15 protein-coding genes and 1 pseudogene are annotated in these 14,929 nt (G+C 70.0%); 2 read left to right on the top strand and 14 right to left on the bottom strand.

The annotated features are described in order from the left end of the window. Nucleotides 1–28: 28 nt before the first annotated feature. The 11 genes from coaBC to pyrR all read right to left on the bottom strand — a co-directional run bounded on the left by coaBC (nucleotide 29) and on the right by pyrR (nucleotide 11,446). A complete protein-coding gene (coaBC, locus tag ACZ7CH_RS06820) occupies nucleotides 29–1,282 on the bottom strand; it encodes a bifunctional phosphopantothenoylcysteine decarboxylase/phosphopantothenate--cysteine ligase CoaBC (protein ID WP_470368599.1) in 1,254 nt (417 codons plus the stop codon). Nucleotides 1,283–1,454: 172 nt separating this feature from the next. After that, the gene (gene rpoZ, locus ACZ7CH_RS06815; protein WP_045313812.1) at nucleotides 1,455–1,733 is read right to left on the bottom strand and encodes a DNA-directed RNA polymerase subunit omega; all 279 of its coding nucleotides are present in this window, start codon (nucleotides 1,731–1,733) and stop codon (nucleotides 1,455–1,457) included. Between the two features lie 3 nt (nucleotides 1,734–1,736). Further along, the gene (gmk, locus tag ACZ7CH_RS06810; protein ID WP_470373319.1) at nucleotides 1,737–2,333 is read right to left on the bottom strand and encodes a guanylate kinase; all 597 of its coding nucleotides are present in this window, start codon (nucleotides 2,331–2,333) and stop codon (nucleotides 1,737–1,739) included. Continuing rightward, nucleotides 2,330–2,647: an integration host factor, actinobacterial type gene (gene mihF, locus ACZ7CH_RS06805; RefSeq protein ID WP_053733390.1), complete on the bottom strand. Its 318-nt coding sequence runs from the start codon at nucleotides 2,645–2,647 to the stop codon at nucleotides 2,330–2,332. Before mihF ends, gmk begins: the two co-directional genes overlap by 4 nt. Before the next feature lie 295 nt (nucleotides 2,648–2,942). After that, nucleotides 2,943–3,755 (bottom strand): orotidine-5'-phosphate decarboxylase, encoded by an 813-nt coding sequence (gene pyrF / locus ACZ7CH_RS06800; protein WP_360387085.1) that lies wholly within the window; start codon nucleotides 3,753–3,755, stop codon nucleotides 2,943–2,945. Next, the gene (carB, locus tag ACZ7CH_RS06795) at nucleotides 3,752–7,054 is read right to left on the bottom strand and encodes a carbamoyl-phosphate synthase large subunit (RefSeq protein ID WP_458433340.1); all 3,303 of its coding nucleotides are present in this window, start codon (nucleotides 7,052–7,054) and stop codon (nucleotides 3,752–3,754) included. Before carB ends, pyrF begins: the two co-directional genes overlap by 4 nt. Nucleotide 7,055: 1 nt before the next feature. After that, entirely contained in the window at nucleotides 7,056–8,168 is a 1,113-nt protein-coding gene (carA, locus tag ACZ7CH_RS06790) for a glutamine-hydrolyzing carbamoyl-phosphate synthase small subunit (RefSeq protein ID WP_360387079.1), read from the bottom strand. Beyond that, on the bottom strand, nucleotides 8,165–8,671 hold the full coding sequence (locus ACZ7CH_RS06785) for a PH-like domain-containing protein (protein WP_470373318.1): 507 nt from the start codon (nucleotides 8,669–8,671) through the stop codon (nucleotides 8,165–8,167). The genes carA and ACZ7CH_RS06785 overlap by 4 nt, the downstream gene beginning before the upstream one ends. Then, on the bottom strand, nucleotides 8,668–9,948 hold the full coding sequence (locus tag ACZ7CH_RS06780; protein WP_360387073.1) for a dihydroorotase: 1,281 nt from the start codon (nucleotides 9,946–9,948) through the stop codon (nucleotides 8,668–8,670). Before ACZ7CH_RS06780 ends, ACZ7CH_RS06785 begins: the two co-directional genes overlap by 4 nt. Next, the gene (locus ACZ7CH_RS06775) at nucleotides 9,945–10,877 is read right to left on the bottom strand and encodes an aspartate carbamoyltransferase catalytic subunit (protein ID WP_360387070.1); all 933 of its coding nucleotides are present in this window, start codon (nucleotides 10,875–10,877) and stop codon (nucleotides 9,945–9,947) included. The genes ACZ7CH_RS06780 and ACZ7CH_RS06775 overlap by 4 nt, the downstream gene beginning before the upstream one ends. Continuing rightward, the gene (gene pyrR, locus ACZ7CH_RS06770) at nucleotides 10,874–11,446 is read right to left on the bottom strand and encodes a bifunctional pyr operon transcriptional regulator/uracil phosphoribosyltransferase PyrR (protein ID WP_360387067.1); all 573 of its coding nucleotides are present in this window, start codon (nucleotides 11,444–11,446) and stop codon (nucleotides 10,874–10,876) included. The genes ACZ7CH_RS06775 and pyrR overlap by 4 nt, the downstream gene beginning before the upstream one ends. Before the next feature lie 257 nt (nucleotides 11,447–11,703). Here pyrR and bldD point away from each other — a divergent pair, with 257 nt between their 5' ends. Then, on the top strand, nucleotides 11,704–12,192 hold the full coding sequence (gene bldD / locus ACZ7CH_RS06765; RefSeq protein WP_030471611.1) for a transcriptional regulator BldD: 489 nt from the start codon (nucleotides 11,704–11,706) through the stop codon (nucleotides 12,190–12,192). A gap of 134 nt (nucleotides 12,193–12,326) precedes the next feature. On the opposite strand, the pseudogene ACZ7CH_RS06760 reads toward bldD, so the two are convergent. After that, a pseudogene (locus ACZ7CH_RS06760) lies at nucleotides 12,327–13,141 on the bottom strand (sigma-70 family RNA polymerase sigma factor). An 85-nt stretch (nucleotides 13,142–13,226) separates the two neighbouring features. On the opposite strand from ACZ7CH_RS06760, the gene ACZ7CH_RS06755 reads away from it, so the two are divergent. Beyond that, nucleotides 13,227–13,874: an HD domain-containing protein gene (locus tag ACZ7CH_RS06755; RefSeq protein ID WP_470373317.1), complete on the top strand. Its 648-nt coding sequence runs from the start codon at nucleotides 13,227–13,229 to the stop codon at nucleotides 13,872–13,874. Here ACZ7CH_RS06755 and ACZ7CH_RS06750 read toward each other — a convergent pair. After that, complete coding sequence (locus ACZ7CH_RS06750) at nucleotides 13,869–14,048, bottom strand: DUF397 domain-containing protein (protein WP_470368601.1); 180 nt, start codon at nucleotides 14,046–14,048, stop codon at nucleotides 13,869–13,871. The two genes, ACZ7CH_RS06755 and ACZ7CH_RS06750, sit on opposite strands and share 6 nt — an antisense overlap. Beyond that, nucleotides 14,023–14,871 (bottom strand): helix-turn-helix domain-containing protein, encoded by an 849-nt coding sequence (locus ACZ7CH_RS06745; RefSeq protein ID WP_360387056.1) that lies wholly within the window; start codon nucleotides 14,869–14,871, stop codon nucleotides 14,023–14,025. Before ACZ7CH_RS06745 ends, ACZ7CH_RS06750 begins: the two co-directional genes overlap by 26 nt. Nucleotides 14,872–14,929 lie beyond the last annotated feature (58 nt).

Here is a 14,929-nt window from a genome sequence, read left to right as displayed (position 1 = left end):
TTCGTTGCGGGTTCGACTCCGGGAAATACTACTGAGACTCAGTCAAGCGAGCGCTAACCGCGTCCCACACCGTGGCAGCCACTTGCGCTTTCGGCCCGTGCGGGATAGGCGTCTCCGCGCCCTCGGCGGAGAGCAGCCACCCGGCGTTGTCGTCCTGCTCGAACGCCTTGCCGTCGCCGACCGCGTTCACCACCAGCAGGTCGCAGCCCTTGCGCCGCAGCTTGGCCCGGCCGTAGTCGAGCACGGACGTCGTCCCGTCACCGGTCTCCGCGGCGAACCCGACGATCACCTGGCCGTCCCGACGTGCGGAAACGAGCTCCACGAGGATGTCGGGGTTCTTCGCCAGCGAGATCGGGTCCGGGTCCGCGTCGGTTTTCTTGATCTTGTGTCCGGTCAGCGCGGCCGGGCGGAAGTCGGCGACCGCGGCGGCCATGACGACCACGTCCGCGTCACCGGCGATCTTGTGCATGGCGTCGCGCAGCTCCACGGCGGAGCCGACCCGGACCAGGTCGACACCGGCCGGGGTGGTCAGGTCCGCGGTGTTGCCGGCGACCAACGTCACTCGCGCACCGCGTTGCGCCGCCACCCGTGCGAGCGCGTAGCCCTGCTTGCCCGACGAGCGGTTGCCGATGAACCGCACCGGGTCGAGTGGTTCGCGGGTGCCACCGGCCGAGATCGCGACGTGCACGCCCTCCAGCGTCCGCCGCAGGGCGTCGCGCCGGGTGAGCAGCAGGCGGGCCAGCTCGACGATCTCCGCGGGGTCGGGCAGCCTGCCCTTGCCGGTGTCCTTGCCGGTGAGGCGGCCGCTCGCCGGTTCCGCGACGACGACACCGCGGCTGCGCAGCAGCGCCACGTTGTGCTGGGTGGCCGGGTGCTCCCACATCTCGGTGTGCATCGCGGGGACCAGCAGGACCGGGCAGCGCGCGGTCAGCAGGGTGTTCGTCAGCAGGTCGTCGGCCAGGCCGTGGGCTGCCTTCGCGATCAGGTTCGCCGTGGCGGGGGCCACGACCACCAGGTCGGCGTTCTGGCCGAGCTTGACGTGCGGCACCTCGTGCACGTCGTCGAACGGGTCCGCGGACACGACCTGCCCGGACAGCGCCTCGAACGTGGCGGCGCCGACGAACTTCAGCGCCCCCTCGGTGGGCACCACGCGCACGGAGTGCCCCGACTCGGTGAGCCGGCGCAGCACCTCACAGGCCTTGTACGCAGCGATGCCCCCGCCAACCCCGAGAACGATCCGGGGCTTTGCGGGGGCATCAGAGCCATTCACAGCGGAAGTCAAAAGCTCTCCTGAGAGGAACGACCGAGGAGGTCACGCCTCACGACGGAGGGACCCCGCTGGGGGTCCGGGGCGCAGCCCCGGCTGGGGTGTGGGGGCTCGGCCCCCACAAGACACTTCGAAGCGCGACGGCCTGCGCTTTCCGCAGGCACGCATCACCCCAGCGTCTTCGAACTCACTCGCCTTCGGTGTGCTCGAGCAAGCCGGCGTGGATCTCGCGGAGCGCGATCGACAGCGGCTTCTCACGCGGGCCCGGCTCGACGAGCGGGCCGACGTACTCGAGCAGGCCCTCGCCGAGCTGCGCGTAGTAGTCGTTGATCTGGCGGGCACGCTTCGCTGCGTAGATCACCAACGCGTACTTCGAGCTCACCTGCTCCAGCAGGTCGTCGATCGGCGGGTTGGTGATGCCCTCCGGGGAACCGGTCAGGTGACCGAGCTCGGTGTGGGTGATCACTCGTCAAACTCCTGAGATTCGTGGTCCGACCATCAAGGATAGCAAGTCGGCCGCGGCCGATTGCACGTCGGCGTTCACGACGACCTCGTCGAACTCTTTTTCGGCCGCCAGCTCCTCGCGGGCGATGGCCAGCCTGCGCTCGACGACCTCCGGGTGCTCGGTGCCCCGGCCGGTGAGCCGGTCCACCAGGTGCTCCCACGAAGGCGGGGCGAGCATCACGAGCTGGGCTTCCGGCATGGCCGCGCGGACCTGCCGCGCGCCCTGCAGTTCGATCTCCAGCAGGGCCGGTCGTCCGGCGGCCAGGGCCTCCTCGACCGGCTTGCGAAGCGTTCCGTAGCAGTTGCCGGCGAACTCCGCGTGTTCGAGGAACTCACCCGCGTCGACCATCTGCTGGAACTTCTCGCGGTCGACGAAGTGGTAGTGCACCCCGTCGGTCTCGCCCGGCCTCGGCTTCCTGGTGGTCGCCGAGACGCTGAAGTAGATGTCGGGCTGCTGCCTGCGCAGCTCCGCCAGGACGCTGGACTTGCCGACGCCCGACGGCCCGGACAAGACGGTGAGCCGGGGACGGGCAACGCCCGTCCCCGGCTCGAGGCCACTCACTCGCCGCTGAACTCGGTGAGGAGCGCCTTGCGCTGGCGGTCGCCCAGGCCACGCAGACGACGGCTCGGAGCGATCTCGAGACGCTCCATGATCTGCTGCGCACGCACCTTGCCGACGCCCGGGAGGGCCTCCAGCAGGGCGGACACCTTCATCTTGCCCAGGACCTCGTCGCTCTCGGCGGCCTTGAGCACGTCCGTCAGGGTCGTGCCGCCGCGCTTGAGGCGCTCCTTGAGCTCAGCCCGAGCGCGACGAGCGGCAGCAGCCTTCTCCAGCGCTGCGGCCCGCTGCTCCTCGGTAAGCTGGGGAAGAGCCACGATTTCCTCCGTGGTGTGGATTCTTTTCGGATCGGTGCCGCGACCGTACCGACCGCAATTGCCTGAGTACAACGTGACCCAGTCAGGTAAATCTTCAGCGGCCATCTGTGATGCGGCGGGTGGTAGTAGTACCAACACCCCCCGGCCGCCTGATCACCGCCACCGGCAACTCGTCGCACACCCACAGTGTGCTATGAGGCCGGTGACCAGCGGGGCAGCCGGTGGGCTGGACCCTACCAACACAAGTTTCCCCAGGTGAGCGCGCCACACCCCAAAAGACGTGGCGCGCCCCTCCTCAGAGGCTGTCCTGGACCCTCCGCACGGCGCTGACCAGCGACGATACGTCGGGTCCATGCTTGAGAACATCTCGTGAAGAAGTCGGCAGAACGCCGCGCATGTCGGACCCGAAGAGCCGTTTTAGATCAGCGACCGAGCCGCCCTGAGCACCGAAACCGGGTGCCAGAACCGGGCCGTTGAACCCGGAGAGGTCCACGTCCGTTTCACCGATCGTGGCACCCACGACGAGACCCACATCGCCGCACGGAGAAATGCCGGAATTCCGAGCCGTGGCGAAATCGATGATCGTCTGCGCCACCGTTCGCCCGTCCGGAGCAACCGCGCGCTGGACCTGTGCACCCTCCGGGTTCGAGGTGAGCGCCAGCACGAACACGCCCCGGTCGTTCGCCCGTGCCGTGTCGAGCGCCGGCTGCAGCGAGCCGAAGCCGAGGAACGGCGACACCGTCACCGCGTCCCCGGCCAGCGGCGAGCCCTCGGCCAGGTACGCCTCGGCGTACGCGGCCATGGTGGAGCCGATGTCGCCGCGCTTCGCGTCGACGAGCACCAGCGTGCCCGAGTCGCGCAGCTCGGCGATCACGCGCTCCAGCACGGCCACCCCGCGCGACCCGCAGGCCTCGAAGAACGCCGCCTGGGGCTTGACCACCGCCACCCGCCCGCCGAAGGCCTCGACGGCCGTCAGGGCGAACCGTTCGAGGCCCTCCGCCGACCGCGAGAGGCCCCACGCGTCGAGCAGCGCCGGGTGCGGGTCGATGCCCACGCACAGCGGCCCGTGCGCCTCGACGGCCTTCGTGAGCCGTTCGCCGAAGGTCATTTCCCACCCCGCAGCGACGCCTGGAGCGCCTGCAGGGGCTGGACCCCGATGTCACCGCGGATGAGCGCCTCGATGCCGTGCACGGCCGCGGCGGCGCCCTGGATCGTGGTGACGCACGGGATGTCCTTGGCCACGGCGGCGGTGCGGATCTCGTAGCCGTCGACGCGGGGACCGCTGTTGCCGTACGGCGTGTTGAAGATCATGTCGATCTCGCCGTTGAGGATCATGTCGACGACGTTGCCCTCGCCCTCGAAGTGCTTGCGCACCTCGGTGCACGGGATCCCGTTGCGCTTCAGCACCTCCGCGGTGCCGGCCGTGGCGAGGATCTGGAAGCCCAGGTCCGCCAGGCGCTTCACCGGGAAGATCATCGCGCGCTTGTCGCGGTTGGCGAACGACACGAAGACCTTGCCCGCGGTGGGGAGGGAGCCGTAGGAGGCCGTCTGCGACTTCGCGAACGCCTTGCCGAACGACGAGTCGATGCCCATGACCTCGCCGGTGGACTTCATCTCCGGGCCCAGCAACGAGTCCACGCCGTGGCCCTCGGGGGTGCGGAAGCGGTGGAACTGCATGACCGCCTCCTTCACCGCGACCGGTGCGTGCTCAGGCAGCCGGGCGCCGTCACCGGTGGCCGGCAGGATGCCCTCCTCGCGCAGCTCCGCGATCGTGGCGCCGAGCATGACCCGCGACGCGGCCTTGGCCATCGACACGGCGGTCGCCTTGGACACGAACGGCACCGTGCGCGACGCGCGCGGGTTCGCCTCCAGCACGTACAGCACGTCGTCCTTGAGCGCGTACTGGACGTTCAGCAGGCCGCGCACGCCGATGCCGCGGGCGATGGCCTCGGTGGAGCGGCGGACGTTCTCGATGTCGGAGGCGCCCAGGGTGATCGGCGGCAGCGCGCAGGAGGAGTCACCGGAGTGCACGCCGGCCTCCTCGATGTGCTCCATCACACCGCCGATGAACACCTCGTCGCCGTCGCACAGCGCGTCGACGTCGATCTCGATGGCGTCGTCGAGGAACCGGTCGACCAGCACCGGGTGCTCTGGCGTCACCTCGGTCGCGCGGGCGATGTAGCCCGACAGCGACTCCTCGTCGTAGACGATCTCCATGCCGCGGCCGCCGAGCACGTAGGAGGGGCGCACGAGGACCGGGTAGCCGATCTCGTCCGCGATCTCCTTGGCCTCGGCGAACGACGTGGCGGTGCCGAACTTCGGCGCGGGCAGGCCGGCCTCGGTCAGCACCTTGCCGAACTGGCCGCGGTCCTCCGCGAGGTGGATCGCCTCCGGCGTGGTGCCCACGACCGGCACACCGGCGTCGGCCAGGCGCTTCGCGAGGCCCAGCGGCGTCTGGCCGCCCAGCTGCACGATCACGCCGGCGACCTCGCCGGAGCGCTGCTCGGAGTGCACGACCTCCAGCACGTCCTCGAACGTCAGCGGCTCGAAGTAGAGGCGGTCGGAGGTGTCGTAGTCGGTCGACACCGTCTCCGGGTTGCAGTTGACCATCACGGTCTCGTACCCGGCCGCCCGCAGCGCCATCGCCGCGTGCACGCAGGAGTAGTCGAACTCGATGCCCTGGCCGATGCGGTTCGGGCCGGAGCCCAGGATCAGCACCTTGGGCTTCTCGCGCTGCTCGGCGACCTCGGACTCGGCGTCCGGGTCCAGCTCGTAGGCGCTGTAGTGGTACGGCGTCTCCGACTTGAACTCGGCCGCGCACGTGTCGACCGTCTTGTAGACCGGGCGCACGCCCAGACGGTGCCGCAGCGCGCGCACGCCGTCCTCACCGGCCAGCTCCGGCCGCAGCACGGAGATCTGCCGGTCCGACAGACCGGCGCGCTTCGCCTTGCGCAGCAACGACTCGTCGAGCACCGGTGCGTCGAGCAGCTCCTGGCGCAGCGTGCCGAGCCACGCGATCTGCTCGACGAACCAGGGGTCGATGCCCGACGCCCTGTGCACGTCCTCAATGGACGCACCGAGCCGCAGCGCGCGTTCGACGGTGTAGAGCCGGCCGTCGTGACCGCGCTCCAGCTGCTTGAGCGTGGAGTCGAGCGTGACGCCCTCGGGGTCGGGCTGGGTCCAGAAACCGACGGACTTGGTCTCCAGCGACCGCAGCGCCTTGCCCAGCGCCTCCACGAAGTTCCGGCCGATCGACATGGCCTCGCCGACGGACTTCATCGTCGTGGTCAGCGTCGGGTCGGCGCCGGGGAACTTCTCGAAGGCGAACCGCGGCGCCTTGACGACGACGTAGTCGAGCGTGGGCTCGAACGACGCCGGGGTCTCGCCGGTGATGTCGTTGGTGATCTCGTCGAGGGTGTAGCCGATGGCGAGCTTCGCGGCGATCTTGGCGATCGGGAAGCCGGTGGCCTTCGACGCCAGCGCCGAGGACCGCGACACGCGCGGGTTCATCTCGATGACGACCATGCGGCCGTTCTCGGGGTGGATGGCGAACTGGATGTTGCAGCCGCCGGTGTCGACGCCGACCTCGCGGATGACCTGGATGCCGACGTCGCGCATGTGCTGGTACTCGCGGTCGGTCAGCGTCATCGCGGGCGCGACCGTCACCGAGTCACCGGTGTGCACGCCCATCGGGTCGATGTTCTCGATCGAGCAGATGACCACGACGTTGTCGTTGCGGTCGCGCATGAGCTCGAGCTCGTACTCCTTCCACCCGAGCACGCTCTCCTCGATCAGCACCTCGGTGACCGGGGACTCCTCCAGGCCGATGGCCGCGAGGCGCTCCAGCTCCTCCGCGGTGTAGGCCATGCCGGAGCCCAGGCCGCCCATGGTGAACGACGGCCGGATGACGACCGGCAGGCCCAGCTCGGCGACGGTCTTGCGGACCTCGTCCATCGTGGTGCAGACGGCCGAGCGCGGGACCTCGGCGCCGATCTTGCGCACCAGGTCCTTGAAGATCTGCCGGTCCTCGCCGCGCTGGATGGCGTCGACGTTCGCGCCGATCAGCTCGACGTTGTACTTCTCCAGCACGCCGCGCTCGTGCAGCGCGATCGCCGTGTTCAGCGCGGTCTGGCCGCCCAGCGTCGCGAGGATCGCGTCCGGGCGTTCCTGCGCGATGACCTTCTCCACGAACTCGGCCGTGATCGGCTCGATGTAGGTGGCGTCGGCGAACTCGGGGTCGGTCATGATCGTCGCCGGGTTGGAGTTCACCAGGCTGACCCTGATGCCCTCCTCCCGCAGCACCCGGCACGCCTGGGTGCCGGAGTAGTCGAACTCGCAGGCCTGGCCGATGACGATCGGGCCGGAGCCGATGACCAGGATGTGCTTGAGATCAGTCCTCTTGGGCATGTCAGCGGCCGCCGTTCATCATGGTCACGAACTCGTCGAACAGGGGCGCGGCGTCGTGCGGACCGGCCGCGGCCTCGGGGTGGTACTGCACGGAGAACGCCGGTGCGTCGAGCAGCCGGACGCCCTCGACGGTGCCGTCGTTCGGGCAGTAGTGCGACAGCACGGCGCGGCCGAACTCCGAGGAGAACTCCTCGCCCGGCGTGCCCTCCAGCGCGAACCCGTGGTTCTGCGAGGTGATGGCGACCTTGCCGGTGGCCACGTCGATCACCGGGATGTTGATGCCGCGGTGGCCGTAGCGCATCTTGTAGGTCCCGCGGCCGACGGCGCGGCCGAGGATCTGGTTGCCGAAGCAGATGCCGAACAGCGGCAGCTCGCGGCCGAGCGCCTCCTTGGTCAGGGCGATGGCGTGGTCCTGCGTCGCCGGGTCGCCGGGGCCGTTGGAGAGGAAGAGACCGTCCGGGCTGACCTTGAGGATGTCCTCGAACGTGCTGGTCAGCGGCAGGACGTGCACCTCGATGCCGCGTGCGGCCATCATCCGCGGGGTGTTGGACTTGATGCCCAGGTCGAGCGCGGCGACGGTGAACTTCTTCTCGCCGATCGCCTCGACCACGTACGGCTTGTCGGTGGTGACGTCGACCGCGAGGTTCGCGCCGACCATCTGCGCGCTCGCCTTGACCTGCTCGACCATCGACGTGTCGTCGGTCAGCGCCGAGCCGGAGAACACACCGGCGCGCATCGCGCCCTGCTCGCGGATGTGGCGGGTCAGGGTGCGGGTGTCGAGGCCCGCGATGCCGACGACGCCCTGGTTCGCGAGCTCCTCGTCGAGACCGCGCCGGGAGCGCCAGTTCGACGGGGTGCGCGCGGGGTCGCGGACCACGTAGCCGGCCACCCAGATCTTCGTGGACTCGTCGTCCTCGTCGTTCCAGCCGGTGTTGCCGATCTGCGGCGCGGTCTGCACCACGATCTGGCGGTGGTAGGAGGGGTCGGTCAGGGTTTCCTGGTACCCGGTCATGGCCGTGGAGAACACGACCTCGCCGAGCGAGACGCCGGTCGCTCCGTACGCCTCACCGCGGAAGACGCGACCGTCTTCCAGCACCAATGCCGCGTTCGTCACGCCTTGCCCTCCGTGTTGATGGGGTCGTGGCCCAGAGCCGCGACCCACTCGTCGTAAACGTCCTTGTCGTCACCGCGGAACCCGGTGTCGAAGAGGTGGCCCTCGTTCTCCCACCGCAGCACCAGCAGGCCCTGCTCGCTGAACATGACCTTCCCGGCCAGTCCGCGGTCGGTGCGCGCGTCCCGGACGGACGCGGCGGGGATGAACAGCGGTGTGGCGCCGGTGCGTTCGATCGCGACGCCTTCCGGCACCAGGCTCAGCACGGCCTCCGCGCGGTGGCCGATGTCGCCGACCTGGATGCGGTCCTGCCAGTTGCCGGCGTTCGTCGTTCCGACGTAGACGCCCGTGGTCGTGAGCCTCGGCGTGCCGAGGGCCTGCGGCAGGGCGGGGAACGCGGGCAGGCCGGCCTGCTGGCGCTGGCGGCGCTTCCAGCCGTGCCACATGCCGTACACGCACAGCGCGAAGAACACGAGGACCGCCACGGAGAGGAGCACGCGGGTCATGGCGCAATCCTCCCCGCGAGTGCGGTCACGCGGCCACGCAAGATGGTGGCCGTCACCGCGCCGGGCAGCTCCATGCCCTCGAACGGGGTGTTGCCCGCGATGCTCGCGAGCTCCGCCCCGGTCACGGTCCACGTCGCGTCCGGGTCGACCAGCACCAGGTTCGCGGGCTCGCCGACCTCGATCGGACGGCCCTGGTCGGTCAGCCCGGCGATCTCGGCGGGCTTCTCGCTCATCACCCGCGCGACCCCGCGCCAGTCCAGCAGGCCGGTCTTCACCATCGTCTCGACGACGATGCCGAGCGCGGTCTGCAGGCCGAGCATGCCGGGGCGGGCGGCGGACCACTCGCAGTCCTTGTCCTGCACGGCGTGCGGGGCGTGGTCGGTGGCGACGCAGTCGATCGTGCCGTCGGCCAGCGCCTGGCGCAGCGCGTCCACGTCCGCCTGGGTGCGCAGCGGCGGGTTGACCTTGTTGACCGGGTCGTAGGTGCTCAGCCGGTCGTCGGTGAGGATCAGGTGGTGCGGGGTGACCTCGGCGCTGACCCTGGTGCCGCGGGCCTTGGCCCACTTCAGCACGTCGGCGGTGCCGGTGGTGCTGACGTGGCAGACGTGCAGCCTCGCGCCGACCTGCTGCGCGAGGATGCAGTCGCGCGCCACGATCGACTCCTCGGCGGCGGCGGGCCAGCCCTGCAGGCCGAGCCTGCTCGCGTTCTCGCCCTCGTGCGCCTGCGCGCCGACGGTGAGCTTCGGCTCCTCGGCGTGCTGGGCGATGACGGCACCGAGCGCCTTCGAGTACTCCAGCGCCCTGCGCATGATCAGCGGGTCGTGCACGCAGTGGCCGTCGTCGGAGAAGACGCGGACGTTCGCCTTGGACTTGGCCATCGTGCCGAGCTCGGCGAGCTTCTCGCCCCTGAGGCCGACGGTGACGGCGCCGACCGGGTGGACGTCGACCAGGCCGACCTCCTGGCCGCGGCGGGCGACGTGCTCGACGATGACGGCGTTGTCGGCGACCGGGTCGGTGTTGGCCATGGCGAAGACCGCCGTGTAGCCACCGAGAGCGGCGGCCCTGGAGCCCGTCTCGATGGTCTCGGTGTCCTCGCGGCCGGGTTCGCGCAGGTGGGTGTGCAGGTCGACGAAGCCGGGCAGCAGGACGGCGCCGTTGCCTTCGACGACCTCCGCGTTCTCGTCCGTGCCCTCGGCGATGACACCGTCACGGATCAAGATGTCACGCGGTTCCCCCTCGCCGTAGGGACGCACTCCCTTGAGCAGCAGGGGTTTCACGCGGTTTCCTCCTCGTGGGCAAGCAGGTGGTACAGCACGGCCATGCGCACGTGGACACCGTTGCGGACCTGCTCGGTGATGGCGGCCTGCGGGCTGTCGGCGACGACGGAGGCGATCTCCATGCCGCGCAGCATCGGGCCGGGGTGCAGCACGACGGCGTGCTCGGGCAGCAGCTTCAGGCGCCGCTCGTTGAGGCCGTAGGCGATCGAGTACTCGCGGGAGCTCGGGAAGAACCCGCCGGTCATGCGTTCGGCCTGCACGCGCAGCAGCATCACGGCGTCCTGCGAGGGCAGCTCGGCGTCGATCTCGTGCGACACCGCGACCGGCCACTTCTCCACGCCCGTGGGCAGCAGCGTGGGCGGGGCGACCAGCGTGACCTCGGCGCCGAGCGTGGTGAGCAGGTGCACGTTCGAGCGGGCGACCCGGCTGTGCAGCACGTCGCCGACGATCGCGACCCGGCGGCCGTCGAGGCTGCCGAGGCGGTCGCGCAACGTCGCCGCGTCGAGCAGCGCCTGCGTCGGGTGCTCGTGCATGCCGTCGCCGGCGTTCACCACGGACGTGCCGGTGTGCTTGAGCCAGCCCGCGAGCCGGTGCGCCGCGCCGGAGGCCGGGTGCCGCACGATCACGCAGTCGGCGCCCGCGGCCTGCAACGTCAGGGCGGTGTCGCGCAACGACTCGCCCTTGTTGACGCTGGAGCCGGAGCTGCTGACGTTGATCACGTCGGCGGACATCCACTTGCCGGCGATCTCGAAGCTCACGCGGGTGCGGGTGCTGTTCTCGTAGAACATCGTGATCACGGTGCGGCCGCGCAGCGTCGGCAGCTTGCGGACCTCGCGGCCGAGCAGCGCCTGCTTCAGCCGGTCCGCGGTGTCGAGGATCGCGATCGCCTGGTCGCGGTCGAGGCCGTCGGTGGAGAGCAGGTGCTTCACTTCAGCACCACTCCGTCGCGGCCGTCGAACTCCTCGAGCATCACGACGACGTCCTCGGTCTTCGACGTGGGCAGGTTCTTGCCGACGTAGTCCGCCCGGATCGGCAGCTCGCGGTGGCCGCGGTCGACCAGCACGGCGAGCTGCACCGCACGGGGACGGCCGTGGTCGCGCAGGGCGTCGAGCGCGGCGCGGATGGTGCGGCCGGAGAACAGGACGTCGTCCACGAGCACGACGAGCTTGTCGTCGATGCCGCCGTCGGGCAGCTTCGTCGTCTCCAGCGGCCGCGTGGGGCCGCGGCGCAGGTCGTCGCGGTAGAGCGTGATGTCGAGGGTGCCCTCGCCGACCGACTTGCCGCAGAACTCGGTGATCTTGGCGGCCAGCCGACGGGCGAGAGGGGCTCCCCTGGAGGGAATACCCATCAAGACGACATCGGGTGCGCTGGGTGCATCGAGAGCGGTCTTCTCGATGATCTGATGGGCCATTCGGGCGACAGTGCGCGCGACATCACCGGCCGAAAGGATCTCGCGATCCCCGGCCGGATCCGTCGCGCCACGTTGACGTGACGCCACGGCTGGACCTCCTTCCCCGCCTCACTGGACGGGTCCTTAAAGGACGTCGGACACCTAGTGACAACTAGGCTGACCTGCACCGTATCACCTGTGGACGGTCAACCATCCGAGTGGTGTCGCACGCGTGGCGAGCGTCTCGTCCTGAGATCAGCTTGACCTGCCGACCACGGCGAGTAATCATTACTCTGCGTATCGATCTAAGCCTCCCCGCAGCACCGCCGTACTGCTGACGGGGCGAATGAACGGAGAACCGCCACATGGGCGACTACGCCAAGGCGCTGGGGGCCAAGCTCCGCGCTATCCGCCAGCAGCAGGGTCTGTCCCTGCACGGCGTCGAGCAGAAGTCCGGCGGTCGCTGGAAGGCCGTGGTCGTCGGCTCCTACGAGCGCGGTGACCGCGCGGTGACCGTGCAGAAGCTGGCCGAGCTGGCCGACTTCTACGGGGTCCCCGTCGCCGAGCTCCTGCCGGAGGGCCGCGTGCCCTCGGGTGCCGAGCCGGCCACCAAGATCGTGATCAACCTCGAACGGCTGCAGCAGCTGCCGGTCGAGAAGGTCGGCCCGCTGGCCCGCTACGCCGCGACGATCCAGTCGCAGCGCGGCGACTACAACGGCAAGGTCCTCTCGATCCGCACCGAGGACCTCCGCTCGCTGGCGATCATCTACGACATGACCCCCGGCGAGCTCACCGAGCAGCTCATCGACTGGGGCGTGCTGCCTCCCGAGGCCCGTCCGGCCAAGGAAGACTGAGCACCCCAGGTCTTCACGCACAGTGGCTCCCGTGCCGTCCTGCTGGTCGCCCTCAGGACGGCGCGGGAGCCACTGCCGTTACTCCATCACTCGTTCGGGTGACAACGGCACCCGGTTCCGTCTCCGGTGCGTGATCACGCCGGGGGCACCAGCGCGGCGAGCTGCGCGCGGTCCTGGATGACGTGGATCGCGACGATCCGGTCGCCCTGGACCGTGAAGGCCATGAGCGAGAACAGCTCGCCGTCCACCACGTCGCGAAGCCGGCCTCGCCGCCGATGAGCACCTCGCGGATTCGCGCGGTGGCCGCGAGCCTGCGGAACGCGCTCGCCCGTCCCGCCACGGCACGCGCGCCGACCACGTCGAGACGGCCGGCCCGCAGCGTGACCTCGGGGTGCAGCACCGCGATCAGGCCTTCGAGGTCCCCCTCCGACGACGCCCGCAGGAACGCGTTCACGACCTCGCGCTGCCTGGGCACGTCGACGTCGGGCCGCGGCTTGCCCTGCACGCGCTTGCGCGCCCTGCTCGCCAGCTGCCGCGTGGCGGCGGGCGTCTTGCCGATCAACGGCGCGATGTCGTCGAACGGCACCGCGAACATGTCGTGCAGCACGAACGCGAGCCGTTCGTCGGGCTTGAGGGTGTCCAGCACGATCAGCATCGCGAGCCCGACCTGGTCCTTCGCGACCGCCCGCTGCTCCGGCTCCTCGGCGGCGTCGACCACCGGGTCCGGCATCTCGTGCGCGTGCTCGCGGCGGTCCCGCAGCATGTTCAGGCACACGCGGGCGACGACCGTGGTGAGCCAGCCCTGCGGGTTCTCGACCTCGGCGGTGTCGGCCCGCTGCACGCGCAGCCACGCCTCCTGCACCGCGTCGTCGGCCTCGGCGAACGACCCCAGCACCCGGTGGGCGACGGCGCGCAGCCGGGCGCGCTCCTGCTCGAACTGCGCGATCACGACTTCCCCCTGTGGCCGGTCCCCCGAGCGTAGTCCGGAAGATCCTCCCGGCGGGGCCCGTCCCGGCCGATGACATGCTGGTCCGGTGACCGCCGCTGACGCAGACCTCCTCACCGACCGCACGCCGCTGCCGGAAGGCCTCGACGCCCGGCTGCGCGACCACCTCACGTTCCTCGTCGAGGTGGACCGGCTGAAGACGGTGCTGCGCGCCTCCCCGCTCGCCGCGGCGGACCGGCGCGAGAACGACGCCGAGCACTCCTGGCACCTCGCGCTCATGGTGTTGGTGCTCGCCGAGTACGCCGACGAGCCGATCGACGTCGGGCACACGATCAAGCTCGTGGTGGTGCACGACCTCGTCGAGGTCTACGCGGGCGACACCCCGCTCTACGACACGGCGGCGGGCACCACCCAGGTCGAACGCGAGGAGGCCGCCGCCGACCGCCTGTTCGGCCTGCTGCCGGCGGACACGGGCACGGCGCTGCGGGCGTTGTGGGACGAGTTCGAGGCGCGGGCGACCCCGGAGACCCGGTTCGCGAAGGCCATGGACCGACTCCAACCCCTGTTGCTGAACTGGATGGCGCGGGGCGGCACCTGGCGCACCCCCGGCGTCACGGCGGACGACGTCCGGGCGCGCAAGGCGGTCATCGGTGAGGCGTCGACGGCGCTGTGGGACGCGGGGAAGCACATGATCGACGAGGGCGAGCGGCGCGGGTGGGCGCGCCGCAGCTCATGACGAGACGGCCGCCACGAACGCGCGCCAGGCCGAGGTGCTGAACGCCAGCACCTCGTCGGCGACGTTCTTCGAGTCGCGTATGCGCGCGTCGTGGGCGAACGAGACCTCCACGCACGCCCCCTCCGGCGTGCCGTTGCTGTAGGTGCTCTTACGCCAGGAGCGGTCCTGAGCCATCGAAGTCCCCTCGCGGTCGGCTGACGTACTCCGCCAGCTTGCTCCGCGATTGTTCCGCATCCAAGGCGACCTTTCCCAGGCGGTGGAAGGTGAGCCTGGTCCGGGCGATGGCAGCCGGGTCCTGGACGAACAGCTGCGCGAGATCGGTCTCGTTGTAGGCGAGCGGCGTGGCCTTCTCGAACTCGAACAGCCAGAGCCCCGCCGAGTTGGCCAGCACCTCCTCCGGCACGATCCGGATCAGCTGCGCGTTGAAGAGGAGCTGCAGGTACTGGTCCTCCATGACCTGGTCGTCGCCGACCTGCTGCTTCAACGCCAATTCATGGATGTAGAACATGCAAGTCGGCCGATCGTGGCGGCGCAGGACCGTCTGCCTGTCCTGTCGCACCTGCACGAGCCCGGCGATCTGCTGCTCGGTCGCGATCCCGGTCGCCCGGTACAGGTGCTCGGAGTAGGCCTCGGTCTGCAGAAGCCCCGGAACCGTCAGCAGGTCATAGGTGGTGATCGCGGTGGCCATCGCCTCCGCCATCGCGACCGTGCGCAGGTTCTCCGGCACTTGCACGATGTACTCGTCGAAGGCCGTGCGATAGCGCCGTTTGAAGTCCTCGTAGAAGTCGACGTCCTTGCGGCACAGCGTGAGGAACTGGACCAGGTCGATCTCGCTGGGCCGCGACTTGCCGTGCTCGATGGTGGACACCTTGCTGGGGTCCCAGCCGAGGCGCACGGCGAACGCGGCGGCGTTCAGCTTCGTCGAGGACTCGCGCAGCCGGCGCAGCTCGTCACCGAGGTCCCTGCTGTACGCGGTGGAAGTGGTGCTGTAAGCCATGCCGGGGACGCTATGGCGTGTTTTCCGGCCACGAAACTGGCTCGTTCGGGTGGAAATG

It is taken from the genome of Lentzea sp. NPDC037011 (assembly GCF_055607425.1).
Note: the sequence above shows the minus strand (reverse complement) of the source record. Positions and strands in the feature narration are given on the sequence as shown.

Excerpts from the sequence above, each read along its gene's own strand:
- ACZ7CH_RS06745 (WP_360387056.1), bottom strand. The coding sequence starts at position 14,871 with ATGGCTTACAGCACCACTTCCACCGCGTACAGCAGGGACCTCGGTGAC.
- bldD (WP_030471611.1), top strand. The coding sequence starts at position 11,704 with ATGGGCGACTACGCCAAGGCGCTGGGGGCCAAGCTCCGCGCTATCCGC.
- pyrF (WP_360387085.1), bottom strand. The coding sequence starts at position 3,755 with ATGACCTTCGGCGAACGGCTCACGAAGGCCGTCGAGGCGCACGGGCCG.
- ACZ7CH_RS06750 (WP_470368601.1), bottom strand. The coding sequence starts at position 14,048 with ATGGCTCAGGACCGCTCCTGGCGTAAGAGCACCTACAGCAACGGCACG.
- ACZ7CH_RS06785 (WP_470373318.1), bottom strand. The coding sequence starts at position 8,671 with ATGACCCGCGTGCTCCTCTCCGTGGCGGTCCTCGTGTTCTTCGCGCTG.
- carB (WP_458433340.1), bottom strand. The coding sequence starts at position 7,054 with ATGCCCAAGAGGACTGATCTCAAGCACATCCTGGTCATCGGCTCCGGC.